Genomic DNA, 18,500 nt, shown 5'->3' with positions numbered 1-18,500 from the left:
TCTATTTATCTTTTACAACAAACACAATATTTATAAATGAGCTCTTTGAAGCATTATTTAATACTGTATAGGTTAAATTTCCTTGTTTATCAATTTTAAGATTTCCAAAAACATTTTGATCATAATAAGTAATGTGGAATTCTAAATCCGCTACATCAACCACTGGAATATTAGCGGAAGCTCCTTCACTTCTAACAAGTGTGTTTTTGAATTGATCTGTGTATAATGCGTACAAGTTTTTTGTATAATTTCCTTTCTCTCTGGTATCAAAAACAACCGGTGGCATGTAAAAGAATTTTGGCATAACAGCATTAATCAATGTTTGCCCGTTGTCCTCTGCCGTATAGGTATAAGTACCATTTTTATTATTGGTTATAGTGGTAACTTTCTGTGCGGCTTGCAAACTTTTCCACTCCTGTCTATATGGATTATAAACCCAAACTCCATTTTTATTCTCAACAATGGTAACACCTGCTGCTGGACCATCGAAGGCTCCAGGTTTACCAGGCACTCCACTTTTATCACGTTGATCTTCAAAAGCGAATCCAGAATCTCCTTTTGCACCTGTACTTCCTTTTTCACCTCTGTCTCCTTTGTCTCCTTTGTCTCCTTTTGCTCCGGTATCCCCTTTGTCTCCTTTTGCCCCTGGATTTCCAGTTGCTCCAGTATCACCTTTGTCTCCTTTTGCTCCAGTATTACCTGTGGCTCCTTTAATGCTAGTTAAAAACGCCGCTTCATCTTTATTGGCATTACCTGGTTGTTGTTTCCAGATCTCAAAAGCAGATTTTCCAGCATCACCCTTGTCTCCTTTTGCTCCTGGAATTCCACCTGCTCCAGTCTCTCCTTTAGATCCTTTTGCTCCAGTATCCCCTTTGGATCCTTTAATGCTAGTTAAAAATGCCGCTTCATCTTTATTGGCATTACCTGGTTGTTGTTTCCAGATCTCAAAAGCAGATTTTCCAGCATCACCAGTTTCACCTTTATCTCCTTTTTGTCCAATATTATTTTTATGAAATTCCTCCTGGGTTTTATTTTCATTTCCAGGAATCTCTTTCCAGATTTCAAAGGCAGATTTACCATCCACTCCATCTTTACCGTGAACATTAGTCCAAGTACCAGTAGATTCGTTATAGATCCATAAACCATCTTGGTTTACAACCATGTTAACTCCTTTTCCTGGGCCTCCTGGCTCACCTGGAGTACCTGGGGTTCCACTTTGACCTGGAGATCCAGCAATACCTTGAGCTCCAACAAGTCCAGCTAAAAACTCATCTTGAGTCTTATTTTCATTTCCTGAAATCTCTTTCCATAATTCAAAAGCTGATTTACCATCTTGTCCTTTCTCACCTGTTTGACTGGTATAGAACTCTTGAATTGTTTTATTTTCATTTCCTGGAATTTCTTTCCATAAATCAAAAGCTGATTTACCATCCACTCCATCTTTACCATGTACATTAATCCAAGAACCAGTAGCCTGGTTATAGATCCATAAACCATCTTGGTTTACAACCATGCTAACTCCTTTTCCGGGACCACCTGGTTCACCTGGGGTACCTGGGGTTCCGCTTTGACCTGGAAGTCCAGCAATACCTTGAGCTCCAATAAGTCCTGCTACAAACTCTTCTTGCGTTTTATCTTCATTTCCTGGAACTTCTTTCCATAAATCAAAAGCCGATTTACCATCCACTCCGTCGATACCATCTTTACCATGAACATTAGTCCAAGTACCGGTAGACTCGTTATAAATCCATAAACCATCTTGATTTACAACCATATTAACTCCTTTACCTGGACCACCTGGCTCACCTGGAGTACCTGGGGTTCCACTTTGACCTGGAAGTCCGGCAATACCTTGAGCTCCAATAAGACCTGCTACAAACTCCTCTTGGGTTTTATCTTCATTTCCTGGAACTTCTTTCCATAAATCAAAAGCTGATTTACCATCCACTCCATCTTTACCGTGTACATTAATCCAAGAACCTGTAGACTCGTTATAGATCCATAAACCGTCTTGGTTTACAACCATGCTAACTCCTTTACCTGGACCACCCGGCTCACCTGGAGTACCTGGAGTTCCGCTTTGACCTGGAAGTCCAGCAATACCTTGAGCTCCAATAAGTCCTGCTACAAACTCTTCTTGCGTTTTATCTTCATTCCCTGGAACTTCTTTCCATAAATCAAAAGCTGATTTACCATCCACTCCGTCTATACCATCCTTACCGTGAACATTAGTCCAAGTACCAGTAGATTCGTTATAGATCCATAAACCATCTTGGTTTACAACCATGCTAACTCCTTTTCCCGGACCACCTGGCTCACCTGGAGTACCTGGGGTTCCACTTTGACCTGGAAGTCCAGCAATACCTTGAGCTCCAATAAGTCCAGCTAAAAACTCTTCTTGAGTCTTATTTTCATTTCCTGGAACTTCTTTCCATAATTCAAAAGCTGATTTACCATCTTGTCCTTTCTCTCCTGTTTGACTGGTATAGAATTCCTGAATTGTTTTATTTTCATTTCCTGGAATTTCTTTCCAGATTTCAAAAGCAGATTTACCATCCACTCCGTCTTTACCGTGAACATTAGTCCATGTACCAGTAGCCTCGTTATAGATCCATAAACCATCTTGGTTTACAACCATGTTTACTCCTTTTCCGGGACCACCTGGTTCACCTGGGGTACCTGGGGTTCCACTTTGACCTGGAAGACCAGCAATACCTTGAGCTCCAATAAGTCCTGCTACAAACTCCTCTTGGGTTTTATTTTCATTTCCTGGAACTTCTTTCCATAAATCAAAAGCTGATTTACCATCTTTTCCATCTTTACCGTGTACATTAATCCAAGAACCTGTAGATTCGTTATATATCCATAAACCGTCTTGGTTTACAACCATGCTAACTCCTTTACCTGGACCACCTGGCTCACCTGGTGTACCTGGGGTACCACTTTGACCTGGAAGTCCAGCAATACCTTGTGCTCCAATAAGTCCTGCTACAAACTCTTCTTGCGTTTTATTTTCATTTCCTGGAACTTCTTTCCATAAATCAAAAGCTGATTTACCATCCACTCCATCTTTACCGTGAACATTAGTCCAAGTACCGGTAGACTCGTTATAGATCCATAAACCATCTTGGTTTACAACCATGCTAACTCCTTTTCCTGGACCTCCTGGCTCACCTGGAGTACCTGGGGTTCCACTTTGACCTGGAAGTCCTGCAATACCTTGAGCTCCAACTAGTCCAGCTAAGAACTCTTCTAAGGTTTTGGTCTCATTTCCTGCAATTTCTTTCCACAATTCAAAGGCAGATTTACCATCTTCCCCTTTCTCTCCATCTTTACCGTGTACATTAATCCAAGAACCGGTAGACTCGTTATAGATCCATAAACCATCTTGGTTTATAACCATGCTAACTCCTTTTCCGGGACCACCTGGTTCACCTGGGGTACCTGGGGTTCCACTTTGACCTGGAAGTCCTGCAATACCTTGAGCTCCAACAAGCCCAGCTACAAACTCTTCTTGGGTTTTATTTTCATTTCCTGGAACTTCTTTCCATAAATCAAAAGCTGATTTACCATCCACTCCATCTTTACCGTGTACATTAATCCAAGAACCTGTAGACTCGTTATAGATCCATAAACCATCTTGGTTTACAACCATATTAACTCCTTTACCTGGACCACCCGGCTCACCTGGGGTACCTGGAGTTCCACTTTGACCTGGAAGACCAGCAATACCTTGAGCTCCAATAAGTCCAGCTACAAACTCGTCTTGCGTTTTATTTTCATTTCCTGGAACTTCTTTCCATAAATCAAAAGCTGATTTACCATCCACTCCATCTTTACCATGTACATTAATCCAAGAACCTGTAGATTCGTTATAGATCCATAAACCGTCTTGGTTTACAACCAAATTAACTCCTTTACCTGGACCACCTGGTTCACCTGGAGTACCTGGGGTTCCACTTTGACCTGGGAATCCTGCAATCCCCTGAGCTCCAACAAGTCCAGTTAAAAATTCATCTTGGGTTTTATTTTCATTTCCTGGAATCTCTTTCCATAAATCAAAAGCTGATTTACCATCTTTTCCATCTTTACCAGTTATCTGATCGCTAACAATAGATTCCATGTAAACTTTCATATCGTCTGAATTAACCAAACGTTGCCATGTATCTTTATTCCAGTAGTAATAACCTGGTTTTAAATACTCTGTAGTTGTTGTATTATAAATAATCAAACTCTCTACATTACCATTTGCAATTGTTGAACTATCTTTGTGGTCAACTAATGCAACATTGGGAATCAATACCCCTTTATCGGATGATAAAATAGTTAACTCGGCAGATTTATTTGGGTTGGCTGTACCGATTCCAACTTGGCCATACATGTAATTTGAAAATACAAGTAAAGCAGCGGGTAAAATTATTTTCTTCATTAAACTTTTCTTTTTGTTTTACGAAGGCAAAATTATTATCGGTCATGTTAAGAATTGTTTCGCAATATCATAAAACAGTATACAATTGATAATTTAAAGCATGAACACCCTTATTTAAATGTTTTTTTTATACCAAAAACTACTAAAATAAGAGAATACTGTAATAATTTAAATATTTATTAAACGTTAAAGAACCATTCAAAAACCGCATTTGATTCGCGAAACGCATCAAATAGCCCATTATTTATCATTGAAGACACGATAATTAACATTGGGAAAATTAAAAAGTCAGGTATTTTAATACTTTGCATTTTTTTATTTACTAAAGAATCTATCATTCTCACTTTTTCGCACAAAAATCACTTGTTTTAGTATCAAAACAACAATAAACAATTCTATTTGAGCTTTTCAAATTCAATTTTTCCCCTATTTTTTCTTTTGGAAAGCCAAAAAAACAGAAAAATAAGAGCCAGAAGCAAAAAATTTGCTTGTATAAATTTAAAAATCAACTCATTAAAGACTAATTATTGTCTAAAAAAGAGCACTTTTATCAAGACAAAGGGCTTTTCTTATTTTCATAGTGTAGATTCTATATTCTTAAAAAATATTAACTGGCTTTGTTTTCTAGGATTCTGGTAGTAAAAACCTATCAAACTCTTATAAGATCACAAGACCTTAGTTGTCTTTATATATTGTCTTGCGACTAAGAGAAAGCAAAAACAAGGAGTAGCGTACAACAACTCTGTAAAACCTTACTTACAAATAGATCATTTTAGACCTACTCAATGCCTTTAAATTAAATTCAAGAGTTGTTTAAGAACTAATTAGATTGTCTTGTTTTTAGAATAAAACAAAGCAAATAAAGCCTATTGAGGAAGTATCCTAAAAAATATTGCAGCAATAAAGGACCAACTATATCCTTTATTATAAAGTAGAGAGAGTTATATAGGCTACAGCACTTTTTATACCTGCTTGATCTATGGGAATTACTTCTATTTTACTTACCCACCCACCGTATTTGAAAAAACATTGTACTAATTAAAGTCTTTCTGCTGGCTTTTTTTTTACCCGTTGCATTTATTACTTGAATGTAGGAATAAAAAAAGTGCTGTAAGAAAAAAAAGACTTGCAACTTAATAACCTACAACTGCTTTACAGAGCCTTCTTTTAAATAAAAAAGACAAAAAAAGCCTACCAAACCATAGATAAAAAACAATTAATGCTTTAAACCCTAGTAAAGTGGAAGTTTCTAATTGAAATAGTTAAGAAGTTTGACTTTAATGTAATAAGCAAAGAGCTTAGTTTTATGTAAAAGTATGAAGTCAATTTTAATAGATACTCAGGTATATATTACATACAGTTTTAGATCATTATTTAATAGATACTTAGAGTTTGTATCACTTTACAGCAATCTAGGTCTTTGATATAAACTAAGAGTTTATATCACTATAGAAAAACATCTAGTCCCCTTGGTGTTTATATATCATCAAATTAATCTGACTTTAGATTAATATATAGGTCTTTGATATAGGTTAAAAGCATATATCCATTAGAATAAGATCAAGGTCCTTATTATTTATATACCAGTAAATTAATCTCGCTTTACATTAATTGATAGATCTTTGATATAGGCTAAAAGCCTATATCCCTTTAGAATAAGATCAAGGTCTTTGTTATTTATATACCAGTAAATTAATCTCGCTTTACATTAATTGATAGATCTTTGATATAGGCTAAAAGTCTATATCCCTTTAGAATAAGATCAAGGTCTTTATTATTTAAATACCTATAAATTAATCTCGCTTTGTATTAATATATAGATCTTTGCTATATAATGGGAATTATCCATTAAGTGATATAAAAGTCTTTTTTTGTCTCCTACTTCAAATTAACGAAACACTATGGACAATTATGGCTAGGAAAATAAAAATAAGATCCCTAAACATTCCCAAGGTTGCTTATATACAATACTCTTCTTTAGATATCAAAAAAGACTTATTTTAATCCCTCCTTGGACACAAAATAGACCATAAAACATTATAGGTAAAGAATTGCTTATAAAATATTTATGCTCTACAAATCTTCTTTATTATTATCCACTGTTTCATCTAACCCCTCACACATGTCTATAATAAAGCAAAAACAAATTAATTAACCTTTTAAACTAAGATATTGCTTTTTAAAGACGATTACTAAAAAGGAAAGAACAGTTCTAAGATTCCCATTGAGTATATAAATATCTATAAATATGTGAATTAATTAAAAAAATAAGTAATAATCGATATACTATTAGGTAATCTCTGAGGGTGCAAACCCATAAACAGTTACAAAAGCACGATAAAAACTAATTCGATTATTAAAGCCAGCCATAATGCTTAAATCCTCAATACTAATTTTATTCTTATTATCCTTTATTAGCTCGATAGCATACTCAACTTTTAAGCGATTTATATAGTTTTTAAAAGTCACAGAACTAGATTGTCTAATATATCGGCGAACTATAGTAGCTGGATAACCTACATGTTGAGCAAATCCATCTAAGGATAAATCTGGATTAAGAAAGGCCTTGTTATCTATTATCTCTTTACTTATCTGATGGCGTAAAGAGTTGTAAACTTCCTGTTGACTATTTTTCTTCCTTCTTGTTTCTTGAGGCTTCGGGCTTTCGGTACTACCTTGGGGCTGATCACTGGGAATATCAACGGGATTAAATGGCTTAAAAAAGGAATATATTTTTTTAAATCTCGACCTTACTCGCAGCCATAAACGACCTGAAATCTTTTTTTGGAACATTAAAAAAGTCCCAAAAATAATAATGATTACCCCTCCTTGTAAACCAACCTGAAAGTGATTGATAATATTGTTTATTAATGCAGATCGCCCCCATAAATCTAAATAAGTTAGAAGATAACTATTAAAGAGCACTAAATTTAAAATGATACAGAAGTTTAAAACACTGATACAATAGAACCACTCTCTGTATATGAACATCTTATTTTTAAAGTAATGACTATATACCAAAAAGTAAAGTACAGTAAACACATTAATGAATTCGAAAACCAACCAATAAGTGTTATACAGAAATAACAGTCCAAGCAAAAAGCCTCCTAAAATGATAACGAAACTAATCTCTAGTTTAAGTCGTTTTGAATTATCAGGATTAGAATATGCTAGTACCAGAACTATTAGCATAATTGCTGTAAAAAGGGTATTATTCCAAATATCATTAAAAATAATATTACCTAAATAAAAACCTACAAATAAAGCAACAGAAAGAAATCCATAGAAAATTAAACTAACAACATGCATTAATCTATCATCTACGGAAACTTGTCGTAAGGCAATCTCATTTTTCATTTTATTTTACTTTTTTTATAATTAAAAAACTAGCACAACCACAAAATACATCCTAATATTCCCTAAAAAGGCTAGGCGTACGATTTCAAACTTACTATTTAGATTCTTAAAACGTGTTTCAATAAAACCTAACTATTTGACACGTCTATAGCGCTCCATGCTTTAACATATACCTACAAATGACAAAACATGGCAATTATAAAAAACATAAAACAAACTAATTTTTGACAAGCTTCAGAGTCAGAAAATATCCTATTTTCAATAAATTGGAATATCACCCTTTGATATTACCCTTAGAACTATCACAAAAGTAATTAGTTACCAATCCACCTTTACAAGGCGATTCAGAATATTGTTATTTTATAAGAACCTTACATAAACAAATATGGAAAGTCCTACCCACCTTAATTAAATGTTAAGGTTTAATACAAATATAATAAAAATAAAACAAGTTTTAAGTTGAAATTTATAATAATTTATCTATTTAAGATAACAATTGAAACAAAAACAACGTTATTTTTATTACTAATTTTAACAAAATTAAGAAATCAAAAGCTTGTTAAATTTTAAAGACACTAGCTTTTTACTGCCAATTAGAACTGTAAACAGCTCCGGTATTAAAGCCCCATAAGGCTTTAAGCGTTATAAATTAAAACAAACCTTGAATATAGAAGGCTGTAAAAATTACAATTATTGATCCTTAGCTGTCTTACGGATAGTTTTTCCGATAAAGATATTTAAGCCTTATGCTTTTATTTTATAAACTATAAAGATGTCCTTTAGGTAGACAATTTTTATATTTACATCCTATAAACAATTTTAAGATGCTAGACTCAAACCTATCTATTACACCCTACAAACAGATATATCGTAGCGCTATACTTAATATATGGGAAAACTCCGTTAAAGCTACTCATGACTTTTTAAGTGCGGAAGATTTTATCGAAATCAAAAAACTAGTTGAAAACATGGACTTTACTACACTTGATATATATTGCTTGACTTTTAAAGATCAAGTACTAGGGTTTATTGGTATTTTTAAAAACAAAGTAGAAATGCTATTTATAGATCCTAAGTACTTTAGAGAAGGTTTTGGAAGAAAACTCTTAGAATTCGCCATAAAATGCAAGAATGCTTACCTAGTGGATGTTAATCAACAAAACCACCAGGCTTTTTTATTTTATAAAAAGCTTGGTTTTCATATCATTGATAGATCAGAAAAAGATGATCAAGGTAGAGATTATCCGATTTTAAAATTAAGTTTAAAACCTTAGTGTATCATATGGTATCTAACCGTACAAACTCTTTGTGATTTATAACCGCCAGAAACTAAAGTATACCAAAAACAAAAAAAGCTAGTACACATGCTTTAAAAGATTCAATTTATCCCTAATGCTTATTATTCCTAATAAAGCAAATTAACCCTTATATATTCCACTTCATTTTTGTGGCAAATTTTTTAAGAAGTCTATACCCCTTTACTTTGGAAGTTAATATATCATCAAAACAAATCAGTCTCCTGTTCTAATAATTAATTAACGCTTTTAAGCAAAGAATAAATATGCTAAAAGGAGGGTTTTTCTGCCTTGGAGACAAAAAGATTTACTCAAAAAGGAGGATTTTCCTGCCTTTGATAAAAAAAACAAATACGCTAAAAGGAGGGTTTTCCCGCCTCTGATAGAAAAAGATATACGTGAAAAAGGAGGGTTTTCCCGCCTCTGATAGAAAAAGATATACGTGAAAAAGGAGGGTTTACCCGCCTCTAATAGAAAATGATCTACTCAAAAAGGAGGGTTTTCCCGCCTCTAATAGAAAAAAGACTTACCCAAAAAAGGAGGGTTTTCCCGCCTCTAATAGAAAAAAGACTTACCCAAAAAAGGAGGGTTTACCCGCCTCTAATAGAAAATGATCTACTCAAAAAGGAGAGTTTTCCCGCCTTGGAGACAAAAGAATTACCCAAAAAAGGAGGGTTTTCCCGCCCTTGATGAATAAACAAATACGTAAAAAGGAGGGTTTTCCAGCCTCTAATAGAAAAAGACTTACCAAAAAAAGGAGGGTTTTCCCGCCTTGGAGACAAAAGGACCTACTCAAAAAGGAGGGTTTTCCCGCCTCTAATAGAAAAAAGACTTACCCAAAAAAGGAGGGTTTTCCCCCCTTGATGAATAAAAAAACACGTAAAAAGGAGGGTTTTCCTACCTCTAATAGAAAATGATCTACTCAAAAAGGAGGGTTTTCCCGCCTCTAATAGAAAAAAATATACGCGAAAAGGAGGGTTTTCCCGCCTCTAATAGAAAATGATCTACTCAAAAAGGAGGGTTTTCCCGCCTCTCATAAAAAAAGATATACGCGAAAAAGGAGGGCTTTCCCGCCTCTCATAAAAAAAGATATACGCGAAAAAGGAGGGTTTTCCCGCCTCTGATAGAAAAAAGATATACGCGAAAAAGGAGGGTTTTCCCGCCTCTCATAAAAAAGATATACGCGAAAAAGGAGGGTTTTCCCGCCTCTCAAAAAAAAAGATATACGCGAAAAGGAGGGTTTTCCCGCCTCTCATAAAAAAAGATATACGCGAAAAAGGAGGGTTTTCCCGCCTCTCAAAAAAAAAGATATACGCGAAAAAGGAGGGTTTTCCCGCCTCTCATAAAAAAGATATACGCGAAAAAGGAGGGTTTTCCCGCCTCTCAAAAAAAAAGATATACGCGAAAAGGAGGGTTTTCCCGCCTCTAATAGAAAAAGACTTACCCAAAAAAGGAGGGTATTCCCGCCTCTGATAGAAAAAAGACTTACCCAAAAAAGGAGGGTTTTCCCGCCTTTGATAGAAAAAGATTTACTCAAAAAGGAGGGTTTACCCGCCTTTGATAGAAAAAGATATACGTAAAAAGGAGGGTTTTCCCGCCTTGGAGACAAAAGGATCTACTTAAAAAGGAGGGTATTCCCGCCTCTGATAGAAAATAATCTACTCAAAAAGGAGGGTATTCCCGCCTCTGATAGAAAAAGAGATGCGCTTAAAGGAGGATTTTCCCGCCCTTGATAAAAAAAGCAAATACGCGAAAAAGGAGGGTTTTCCCGCCCTTGATGAATAAACAAATACGTAAAAAGGAGGGTTTTCCCGCCTTGGAGACAAAATGATCTACTCAAAAAGGAGGGTTTTCCCGCCTCTGATAGAAAAAGACTTACCCAAAAAAGGAGGGTTTTCCCGCCTTGGAGACAAAATGATCTACTCAAAAAGGAGGGTTTTCCCGCCTTGGAGACAAAATGATCTACTCAAAAAGGAGGGTTTTCCTGCCTCTGATAGAAAACGATATACGCTAAAAAGGAGGGTTTTCCCGCCCTTGATGAATAAACAAATACGTAAAAAGGAGGGTTTACCCGCCTCTGATAGAAAATGATCTACTCAAAAAGGAGGGTTTTCCCGCCTCTAATAAAAAACGATATACGTAAAAAGGAGGGTTTACCCGCCTCTAATAAAAAACGATATACGTAAAAAGGAGGGTTTACCCGCCTCTGATAGAAAAAAGACTTACCCAAAAAAGGAGGGTTTTCCAGCCTCTAATAGAAAATGATCTACTCAAAAAGGAGGGTTTTCCAGCCTTCTATATTTATGTAAGATATTACTTTAGTTGTTTAAATTATCTACCATGGTAACGATATCTATAATAAAAAAACCCTCAAATTAAGTAGTAATTTAATTAGAGGGTGTAGAATTTATAAAGTGCTTTAAGCTTTTTTTGGAGGTAAGTCAAATGCTTCTGCATTATGTTCAAAATGTCCTTTATGCGCACCGTCACAAAAAGGTTTGTTTTTAGATAATCCGCAACGGCAAATAGAAACAATCGTTCTTCCTTGTAATCCGTATGAGTTACCATGCTTATCAACGATTTCGAAATCACCTTCAATCTTTACCGATCCATTATCATTAATGGTAAGTTTTGTTTTAGTCATATCTATTAATTGTAATGAGTTTAAAGCAAAACTAAGTATAAATAATGCTATTTTGACACTTGAAACTCTATTTAGAAACGTTCCTTTTAAGCTTCTTTATTTCAAGAAAATTAAAACTTACCTCTACAAAGTAACAAGATACTTTCCTTGTAAATAACTACTTAATAAATACTACAAAAAGTATGTTAACACCCAATGTCCTGTAAAGCAAAATGCAAATAATTATGCAATAGAAACTAACTCTATTTTCACATAACAATCTTAAAAAAATATCCAATTTGAGTTTTTAACCTTTTTGGAATTACTACTTTGCATTACCCCTCCCCTTTATTTACTTTAAGTTAGATTTATGATGTATTTAGAGTAATTCCAGTACTCTTTCTGGTGGACGCGCAATTATAGCCTTATCTGCCAAAACTACGATAGGTCTTTGCAAAAGAGTTGGGTTCTCTATTATAACTTGTATCCACTGATCAAAAGAGTACTCTTTATCTTGAAATTTCTCGATAAATAAACTATCAGTTGTTCTGATAATATCCAAAGGTTGCATATCTAATTTTTTCAGAAGATCAATTAGCTCTTCCCTTGTAAGACTCTGATGGATATACTGTTTTATATCAAATTTAAAATTATTCTCTAAAAGTAAATTCAAGGCCTTACAGCTCTTACTGCAATTAGTGTTGTGGTATATTTTCATAGTTAACAATCATAATTTATATTGGTAAAAATACAAAAAAGTCTCATCTACTATTTTTAAAAAATCATTTTACTACTGCAAGTTATTTTAATAAATTACAGTTAATATTCATTAGTTCAAAAACAGCAACATCAAGACCTCTTTGGTATCCATAGCGACCTATCTATAATTAGTCCTTAATCGCACAAATTCATAGTTAACAAAATAAGGGTACAAGTTTGTCTTGTACATAAAAAGAGATTTACAAAAACAGTAAATGAAAAAGTACAACTTTAATAGCTAAGTTAAAATATTACCACTCTTCCCTTTTAATAAACGATATTTACTTGCTGTTCCAAGAGTACCTACAGTATAAGATATTGAAACTTACTAAGTCTTCACTTTTATTTTTTTAAATTAATTAAAGCTTACGTTTTTTGCTTTTCACTTTTTTCTCTATGTTTACAACAACTTATTTACAAATATGAAAAACACTACTTTAACCAATAGATATGGATCACTAGCCTCTTGGGTATATCATATTGATAAACCTATTGGAAGGTCTTTTGGAGATGTGGAATACTACAGTGAGAGATTAAAAAATACACAAGGAAAAATTCTAGAGCCTGCTTGTGGAAACGGCAGAATATTAATTCCTTTATTAGAAACTGGATTTGATATAGAAGGTTTCGATGCTTCTGCAGAAATGCTTGCTTATTGTGAACAAGAATGCCTAAAAAGAGGACTAAAAGGAAACTTTAAACAAGAAATGTTCCATACATTCACACACACTACACCTTATGAGGCTATTATAATTCCTGCTGGTTCATTTCAGCTAATCACAGATGTAAATGAATCTATTACGGTTTTAAAACGCTTTAAATCAGCATTAAAAGACAATGGACGACTTATTGTTGATTTATCTCTTTTGTCTTCACTTTTTGAACCTGCTACTCTTGCTAGGCAATGGAATATACCAAGGGGACTACTAACACTTAATGAAGCACGTGTAGAAACAAATTACGTATCACAAACAACGGTTTCTCAACTTAGATACGAACATTGGGACAATGAAAAAGGACTAATCAATTCGGAGATTGATTTATTTTCCCTTCGCTTTTGGGGTGTAAAAGAGTTTGAATTAGCCCTTAAGACTGCAGGCTTCACAAAGGTTACCATTAGTAGTAATTATAACTATTTACAGGCTCCAGATACGCAAACACATACCGTGACTTTTGAAGCTATGTAACAGTTTTAGGTTTTGCCAAAAAGTACTTATAAGCTTTGATTAACAAGCCTAAATACTTAAAAAAAAAACGATCGCTTTGCTAAGTGTAACAATAAAGGAATTTATATGGCTTAACCTTCAAGGTATAAACTTTAAAATTGCACTTAGCTTAAAAAAAAAAATCATTTAAGCCATGATTAAAGCATCTCTAAAATAGCATTCTAGTGTTGTATCCTACAAGATAAAACAATACTAACCGCCTTTATATAGACTTTGGATTTAAGATCAGAAAATTAAAAACCAATATTGAAAACTAATATTGGATTTTCTGATCTTAATAACGAGTTGTACAAGCGGTATACACTTTAGACTCTTATAGCCAGTTTTTCTAATTAATTTTCATCAGACTAATACTGATAAGCTTTTATAAAGTCAGGGTAAATAGTTTCACTATAATCTAAAATATCCTGCGCTTGTTTTTGCTTACCCGAACGTTTAAAAAAATCAATTACAAGTTTTAGATAATTAGCATCTGGCACAAATCTATGGTTCATTTTAATGGAGAAACTCTCATAGGAGTCTTTTATAAGATCTGGATTTTGTTCGACTTGTTTAAAGTTTATATCAAACCCTTGAAATAAATATTTTAAAGCATCTATATTAGCTTTTAAAACAATACTTCCATGGTCTTCCTCCGGATATTGTTTATAAATATATTCTAATCCCAGATTATCTTCTTTTTGTATTAGTGAATCAAATTCTTTGATGGCTTTATAATGCGCTTGTAAGTGTCCTTTGTTTTGTAAAGCTCCAACTTGAGATAAGAATAGTTTTTTTCCGTGATAATTCTCAGCCATTGTGGCTTTAAACTGCTGTAAAATATATTCCCCATCCCACCAAATACTTGGATCATGGACCACGAAGCTTTTAAAAGTGTCGTTGTTTTTTAATAGGTAGTTTAAACTAGTAATACCTCCAAAAGAATGTCCTATTAATATATTATAGCCATTAGTTGAAAAATTAGATTCAACAAAGGGAATTAAATCTTGCTCTATAAAAGCGAAAAATTTTGCATTACCACCAGTCTCTCCAGATATCCTAGCTTTTTCCTGCACACTCATGTTTAAAGGTGTACTAGGTGTTAAATCTCGTGATCGATCTGTATTGATAATTCCAACCACAATCATGGGAGGTATTTTTGGATAAGGCCCCTTGGATAGATTAGCTATAATCCCAGTTAAATAATGAAAGTTACTCTCCGAGTCCAGTAAGTAAACAACTGGATAACTAGAATTTTCCAATTTAGTATCATATCCTAGTGGTAAATAAATTTCTACTTCTCTTTGTTCTTGTAGCTCATTGGCATAAAGAGAGTATTTACTTCCAATTGATATTGGCTTTACTTCTTGAGCTCTTCCTATAACACTAAACATAAATAAGGTTATAATTATTAAATAACTTTTATACATACCAAAGATTTAAAACTTGCTGTTTAAAACGGTAAAGATATTATTTAGAATTATTCTACACAACAAATCATTCAAATCATTTCTTCTTAAGGCAAAATTTTCGTCTGCTTTTTCATTTAATTCTGACTCACCCAGTAACCAATAAAGTTACATACCCTTTAAAATGAAAAAAACTCGGTAAAACAATTTGATTTAATTAATTACTAAAAGAACGTATGACAAGAGAACAAAGAATCTCTTTTTAGAGCACCAATCTTATAAGATTTTATTCTCTTTATAGTTTTTCGCTTTGTATAAAGTTAAAAACGCGTAGCAACTATTTTTTGAAACGTCTTTTTCTTGTAAAATTTTCTGAAACACCAAAACAAACAACTAGCTGATTATCAACACTTACGACTGTTCAAAAAATCAACACACAAAGAAATAGATATAATATACGAAATTATACTTAAAACTGTTATCCAAAAAGGATATATTTACTTAAATTTTAATTTCATAATAACCTTACAACCTTACTTAAGATTAAAAACCGGTACCTACAATGAGAAAATACTTTTACTTACAAAGTGCAACTGTAGAAGGACCATTTACATTAGAAGAGTTAAAAAAGGCTAATCCCAGTCCAATTACTTTAATTTGGCATAAAGAATTAAAGCATTGGATTCAAGCCGAGCAAGTAGATGAATTAAAAGAGTTCTTTGGATTACCATCTAATAAGAAAGCTTTATTTAAAACCTTGCTTATTACTCTTGCGTTTGTAAATCCGCTACGGATTACTGTAATAACATGGTTAAAACATTGTACCAAAAAACAACTTAATTAATACTAAGTTTAATTACAGTAATTTTTTAGATCCCCAGTATTCTAATCTGATAATCCTAATTCTTAATCGCTTTACTAAGAAAAGGTAAGAAATCACTACACTAGTTGGTTATCTTTTAAGATAATACCTAGTGTAGTTTTCTTTTTAAAGGTTGATTTGGACCACCGAAGCGTAGTCTATCTTAACATCAAAAGTTTTTTCTAAGGGAATATTATAAAAATGATTTAAAAAACACCTAATCACACCGGCATGAGTAACTAGAACAACTCGTTTATAATTTTGACTTTTCAATGCCTTTATAAATTCTACAACACGCTGATTTAAATCTAAAAAGCTTTCTCCTTCCTTGGCCCTTTGATTTACAAAATCATCATACCAAGGCTGAATTTCCTGCAGATTGATATCCTCCCACCTTTGTAGTTCCCAGGCTCCAAAATTCATTTCTTTCAATCTACTATCTGATCGTACTTCTAATTCCCCTAAGTAACTTGCAAGGTCACTAGCTGCTTGCTTACACCTTATTAAAGGACTAGTATATATTATATCAAAGTCTCCTTGCAAAAGATCTTTGATTTCACCAAGCTCTTTACTATAAGTTGATTTAAGAAAAACATCACTATGCCCGTAACATACTCCTTTATCTATATCTACACTTGTGTGACGTATTAAATAAATTTCCATAATATTATAAATCCTATATAAATCATCACCTCGGTTACCTGCTGTACCGTACCTAGGCAATCCCCCGTATAACCACCTATGTGTTTATTGAAATACCAACCTAAATAAACTTTACCCAAATAAGCAAAAACAAGTACTAATAAATAAATTGGATTAGCTAAAAACAAAAAAGGTAGTAAAGTAAAAACAAGTCCAACTAAAAGAGTTTTTGTAGGTAATGCCTTACTTGCAATGGGTTTACTTTTACTTTGATCAATATCGGTGACATAACTATGGGTATGGATCATAAGACCCGATAGATACCTACTGGCACTATGAGCGATAACAAGTACGATAAGAAATTCCTTTAAATTAACCTGGGCCAAAAATACCATGGATTCAAACTTCAAAAGTAAGATTAACACAATACCTATTACACCATATGCTCCCATACGGCTATCTTTCATTATAGTAAGTATCTTTTGTTTACCATAACCACCTCCAAAACTATCGCACACATCACCTAAACCATCTTCGTGAAAAGCCCCTGTTAAAAGCACACTGGCAATAATCATAAGCACAAGACTCACGGAAATTGGCAATACCAAATGACATACATAAAAAACAACAGCATTAAATACCCCTACAAACAGCCCAACTAATGGATAATACTTCTGCGATTGATTCATAATCTCATTGGAATACGCCACTTTAAAAGGTATAGGAATTCTAGTAAAAAACATTAAGGCCGTTAAAAAATAAGTAATTTCCTTTTTTAACATGCTACACTATTTATTTGAAACTCCAGCGCTATCAAAGCTGGCCATTTCATTTAAAAAATTTACCGCGCTTTGCACAATAGGATAAGCTAAAGCACAACCGGTTCCCTCGCCAACACGTAGATTTAAATTTAAAATTGCACGCTGACCAATGGCCTTTAAAAACTCTTTATGCCCAACTTCATCCGAAACATGGCAAAATATTGCATTTTGATCTATTTCTGGATTTATTGCTCGCGCTATCCCATAAGCAGCTGTAGCAATAAAACCATCTACCATAATAAGCATATTAAGTTTTTTAGCCTGTAACATACCCCCTGTGATTTGAGCAATTTCAAATCCCCCAACACTTTGCAAAATATCTAGAGGTTCTTTAACATCACTATGTTTTTGTATAACACCTTGCAAAATGGCTAACTTGTGATATAACTGCTGGTCATTCATTCCTGTTCCACGTCCCACACAATCCGAAATAGGCAATCCCGTTAACATAGACATTATCAACGATGCGCTAGATGTATTACCAATACCCATTTCACCAAAGCCAATTATATTACATCCTGAATCAAAAGCATTTTCAACAATCTTAGCTCCACTAGTAAAGCAAAAGTCTAATTGCTCTTTACTCATGGCCTTTTGTTCTAAACAATTATTGGTACCGTAACCCGCTTTAGCTTTTATTAAAGCATGGTGGTCTTCAAAGTCAAAATTCACCCCAGCATCTACAATTTTTATGTCTATATTGTTTTGCTTACAAAAAACATTAATTGCAGCCCCGTTTGATAAAAAGTTTAAAACCATCTGATGGGTTACCTCAGGTGGATAGGCGCTAACACCCTTTTTAGCTAAGCCATGATCCCCTGCAAAGACAACCATAGTAGGATTATTCAAACAAGGAGTTAAGGTGTTTTGAACCTTTGCAACTTTAAAAGCTAATTCTTCTAAAAACCCTAGCGAACCTAGAGGCTTCGTTTTCAAATCGATTTTTTGTTGAAGTTGTTTTTCAAATGTCATTATTCTTTGTTGTAGTTAGTTAAATAAAAAATGCAAGACTATATTCTAATCTTGCAAAACAAATATAAGGTATAAATGCAATAAAAAACAAAGGTCTGAACAAGTTCAGACCTTTAATATAATATG

General features: G+C 33.7%; 11 protein-coding genes. 3 read left to right on the top strand and 8 right to left on the bottom strand.

What is annotated here, in order from left to right; translation table 11 throughout:
- Nucleotide 1: 1 nt before the first annotated feature.
- Both ACYSNV_RS04725 and ACYSNV_RS04720 read right to left on the bottom strand, forming a co-directional pair.
- Nucleotides 2-4,429, bottom strand: a complete 4,428-nt coding sequence (locus ACYSNV_RS04725; protein ID WP_461761415.1) for a collagen-like triple helix repeat-containing protein — start codon at nt 4,427-4,429, stop codon at nt 2-4.
- 2,289 nt (nt 4,430-6,718) lie between these two features.
- Nucleotides 6,719-7,786, bottom strand: coding sequence for a helix-turn-helix domain-containing protein (locus tag ACYSNV_RS04720; RefSeq protein ID WP_461761414.1), 1,068 nt, complete (start codon nt 7,784-7,786; stop codon nt 6,719-6,721).
- A gap of 824 nt (nt 7,787-8,610) precedes the next feature.
- Here ACYSNV_RS04720 and ACYSNV_RS04715 point away from each other — a divergent pair.
- Nucleotides 8,611-9,060 carry a GNAT family N-acetyltransferase gene (locus ACYSNV_RS04715; protein ID WP_461761413.1) on the top strand — a complete coding sequence of 150 codons (450 nt, stop codon included), beginning with the start codon at nt 8,611-8,613 and terminating at the stop codon, nt 9,058-9,060.
- 2,440 nt (nt 9,061-11,500) lie between these two features.
- On the opposite strand, the gene ACYSNV_RS04710 is transcribed toward ACYSNV_RS04715, so the two are convergent.
- Complete coding sequence (locus tag ACYSNV_RS04710; protein WP_461761412.1) at nt 11,501-11,725, bottom strand: CDGSH iron-sulfur domain-containing protein; 225 nt, start codon at nt 11,723-11,725, stop codon at nt 11,501-11,503.
- Nucleotides 11,726-12,083: 358 nt separating this feature from the next.
- Nucleotides 12,084-12,422 carry an ArsC/Spx/MgsR family protein gene (locus ACYSNV_RS04705; RefSeq protein ID WP_461761411.1) on the bottom strand — a complete coding sequence of 113 codons (339 nt, stop codon included), beginning with the start codon at nt 12,420-12,422 and terminating at the stop codon, nt 12,084-12,086.
- Between the two features lie 463 nt (nt 12,423-12,885).
- Here ACYSNV_RS04705 and ACYSNV_RS04700 point away from each other — a divergent pair, with 463 nt between their 5' ends.
- On the top strand, nt 12,886-13,650 hold the full coding sequence (locus ACYSNV_RS04700; protein WP_461761410.1) for a class I SAM-dependent methyltransferase: 765 nt from the start codon (nt 12,886-12,888) through the stop codon (nt 13,648-13,650).
- A 386-nt stretch (nt 13,651-14,036) separates the two neighbouring features.
- Here the strand turns inward: ACYSNV_RS04700 and ACYSNV_RS04695 are convergent, their stop codons facing one another.
- The gene (locus tag ACYSNV_RS04695) at nt 14,037-15,062 is read right to left on the bottom strand and encodes an alpha/beta hydrolase (protein WP_461761409.1); all 1,026 of its coding nucleotides are present in this window, start codon (nt 15,060-15,062) and stop codon (nt 14,037-14,039) included.
- 577 nt (nt 15,063-15,639) lie between these two features.
- Between ACYSNV_RS04695 and ACYSNV_RS04690 the strand changes: the two genes are divergently transcribed.
- Entirely contained in the window at nt 15,640-15,921 is a 282-nt protein-coding gene (locus ACYSNV_RS04690) for a DUF4339 domain-containing protein (protein WP_461761408.1), read from the top strand.
- A 144-nt stretch (nt 15,922-16,065) separates the two neighbouring features.
- Here the strand turns inward: ACYSNV_RS04690 and cobC are convergent, their stop codons facing one another.
- The 3 genes from cobC to cobT are packed head-to-tail and all read right to left on the bottom strand — an operon-like array spanning nt 16,066 to nt 18,374.
- On the bottom strand, nt 16,066-16,602 hold the full coding sequence (gene cobC / locus ACYSNV_RS04685; RefSeq protein ID WP_461761407.1) for an alpha-ribazole phosphatase: 537 nt from the start codon (nt 16,600-16,602) through the stop codon (nt 16,066-16,068).
- Entirely contained in the window at nt 16,587-17,363 is a 777-nt protein-coding gene (locus tag ACYSNV_RS04680; protein ID WP_461761406.1) for an adenosylcobinamide-GDP ribazoletransferase, read from the bottom strand. The genes cobC and ACYSNV_RS04680 overlap by 16 nt, the downstream gene beginning before the upstream one ends.
- A 6-nt stretch (nt 17,364-17,369) precedes the next feature.
- Nucleotides 17,370-18,374 (bottom strand): nicotinate-nucleotide--dimethylbenzimidazole phosphoribosyltransferase, encoded by a 1,005-nt coding sequence (gene cobT / locus ACYSNV_RS04675; protein ID WP_461761405.1) that lies wholly within the window; start codon nt 18,372-18,374, stop codon nt 17,370-17,372.
- Nucleotides 18,375-18,500 lie beyond the last annotated feature (126 nt).

This window comes from Myroides sp. LJL119 (assembly GCF_054871605.1).
The sequence above is the reverse complement of the archived record's forward strand: the minus strand, read 5'-3'. Positions and strand labels throughout refer to the sequence as shown.

Bases quoted from the DNA above. Each gene is read 5' to 3' on its own strand.
- ACYSNV_RS04715 (WP_461761413.1), top strand. From the start codon at position 8,611: ATGCTAGACTCAAACCTATCTATTACACCCTACAAACAGATATATCGT.
- ACYSNV_RS04720 (WP_461761414.1), bottom strand. From the start codon at position 7,786: ATGAAAAATGAGATTGCCTTACGACAAGTTTCCGTAGATGATAGATTA.
- ACYSNV_RS04695 (WP_461761409.1), bottom strand. From the start codon at position 15,062: ATGTTTAGTGTTATAGGAAGAGCTCAAGAAGTAAAGCCAATATCAATT.
- ACYSNV_RS04680 (WP_461761406.1), bottom strand. From the start codon at position 17,363: ATGTTAAAAAAGGAAATTACTTATTTTTTAACGGCCTTAATGTTTTTT.
- ACYSNV_RS04690 (WP_461761408.1), top strand. From the start codon at position 15,640: ATGAGAAAATACTTTTACTTACAAAGTGCAACTGTAGAAGGACCATTT.
- ACYSNV_RS04705 (WP_461761411.1), bottom strand. From the start codon at position 12,422: ATGAAAATATACCACAACACTAATTGCAGTAAGAGCTGTAAGGCCTTG.
- ACYSNV_RS04725 (WP_461761415.1), bottom strand. From the start codon at position 4,429: ATGAAGAAAATAATTTTACCCGCTGCTTTACTTGTATTTTCAAATTAC.
- ACYSNV_RS04710 (WP_461761412.1), bottom strand. From the start codon at position 11,725: ATGACTAAAACAAAACTTACCATTAATGATAATGGATCGGTAAAGATT.
- cobC (WP_461761407.1), bottom strand. From the start codon at position 16,602: ATGGAAATTTATTTAATACGTCACACAAGTGTAGATATAGATAAAGGA.
- ACYSNV_RS04700 (WP_461761410.1), top strand. From the start codon at position 12,886: ATGAAAAACACTACTTTAACCAATAGATATGGATCACTAGCCTCTTGG.
- cobT (WP_461761405.1), bottom strand. From the start codon at position 18,374: ATGACATTTGAAAAACAACTTCAACAAAAAATCGATTTGAAAACGAAG.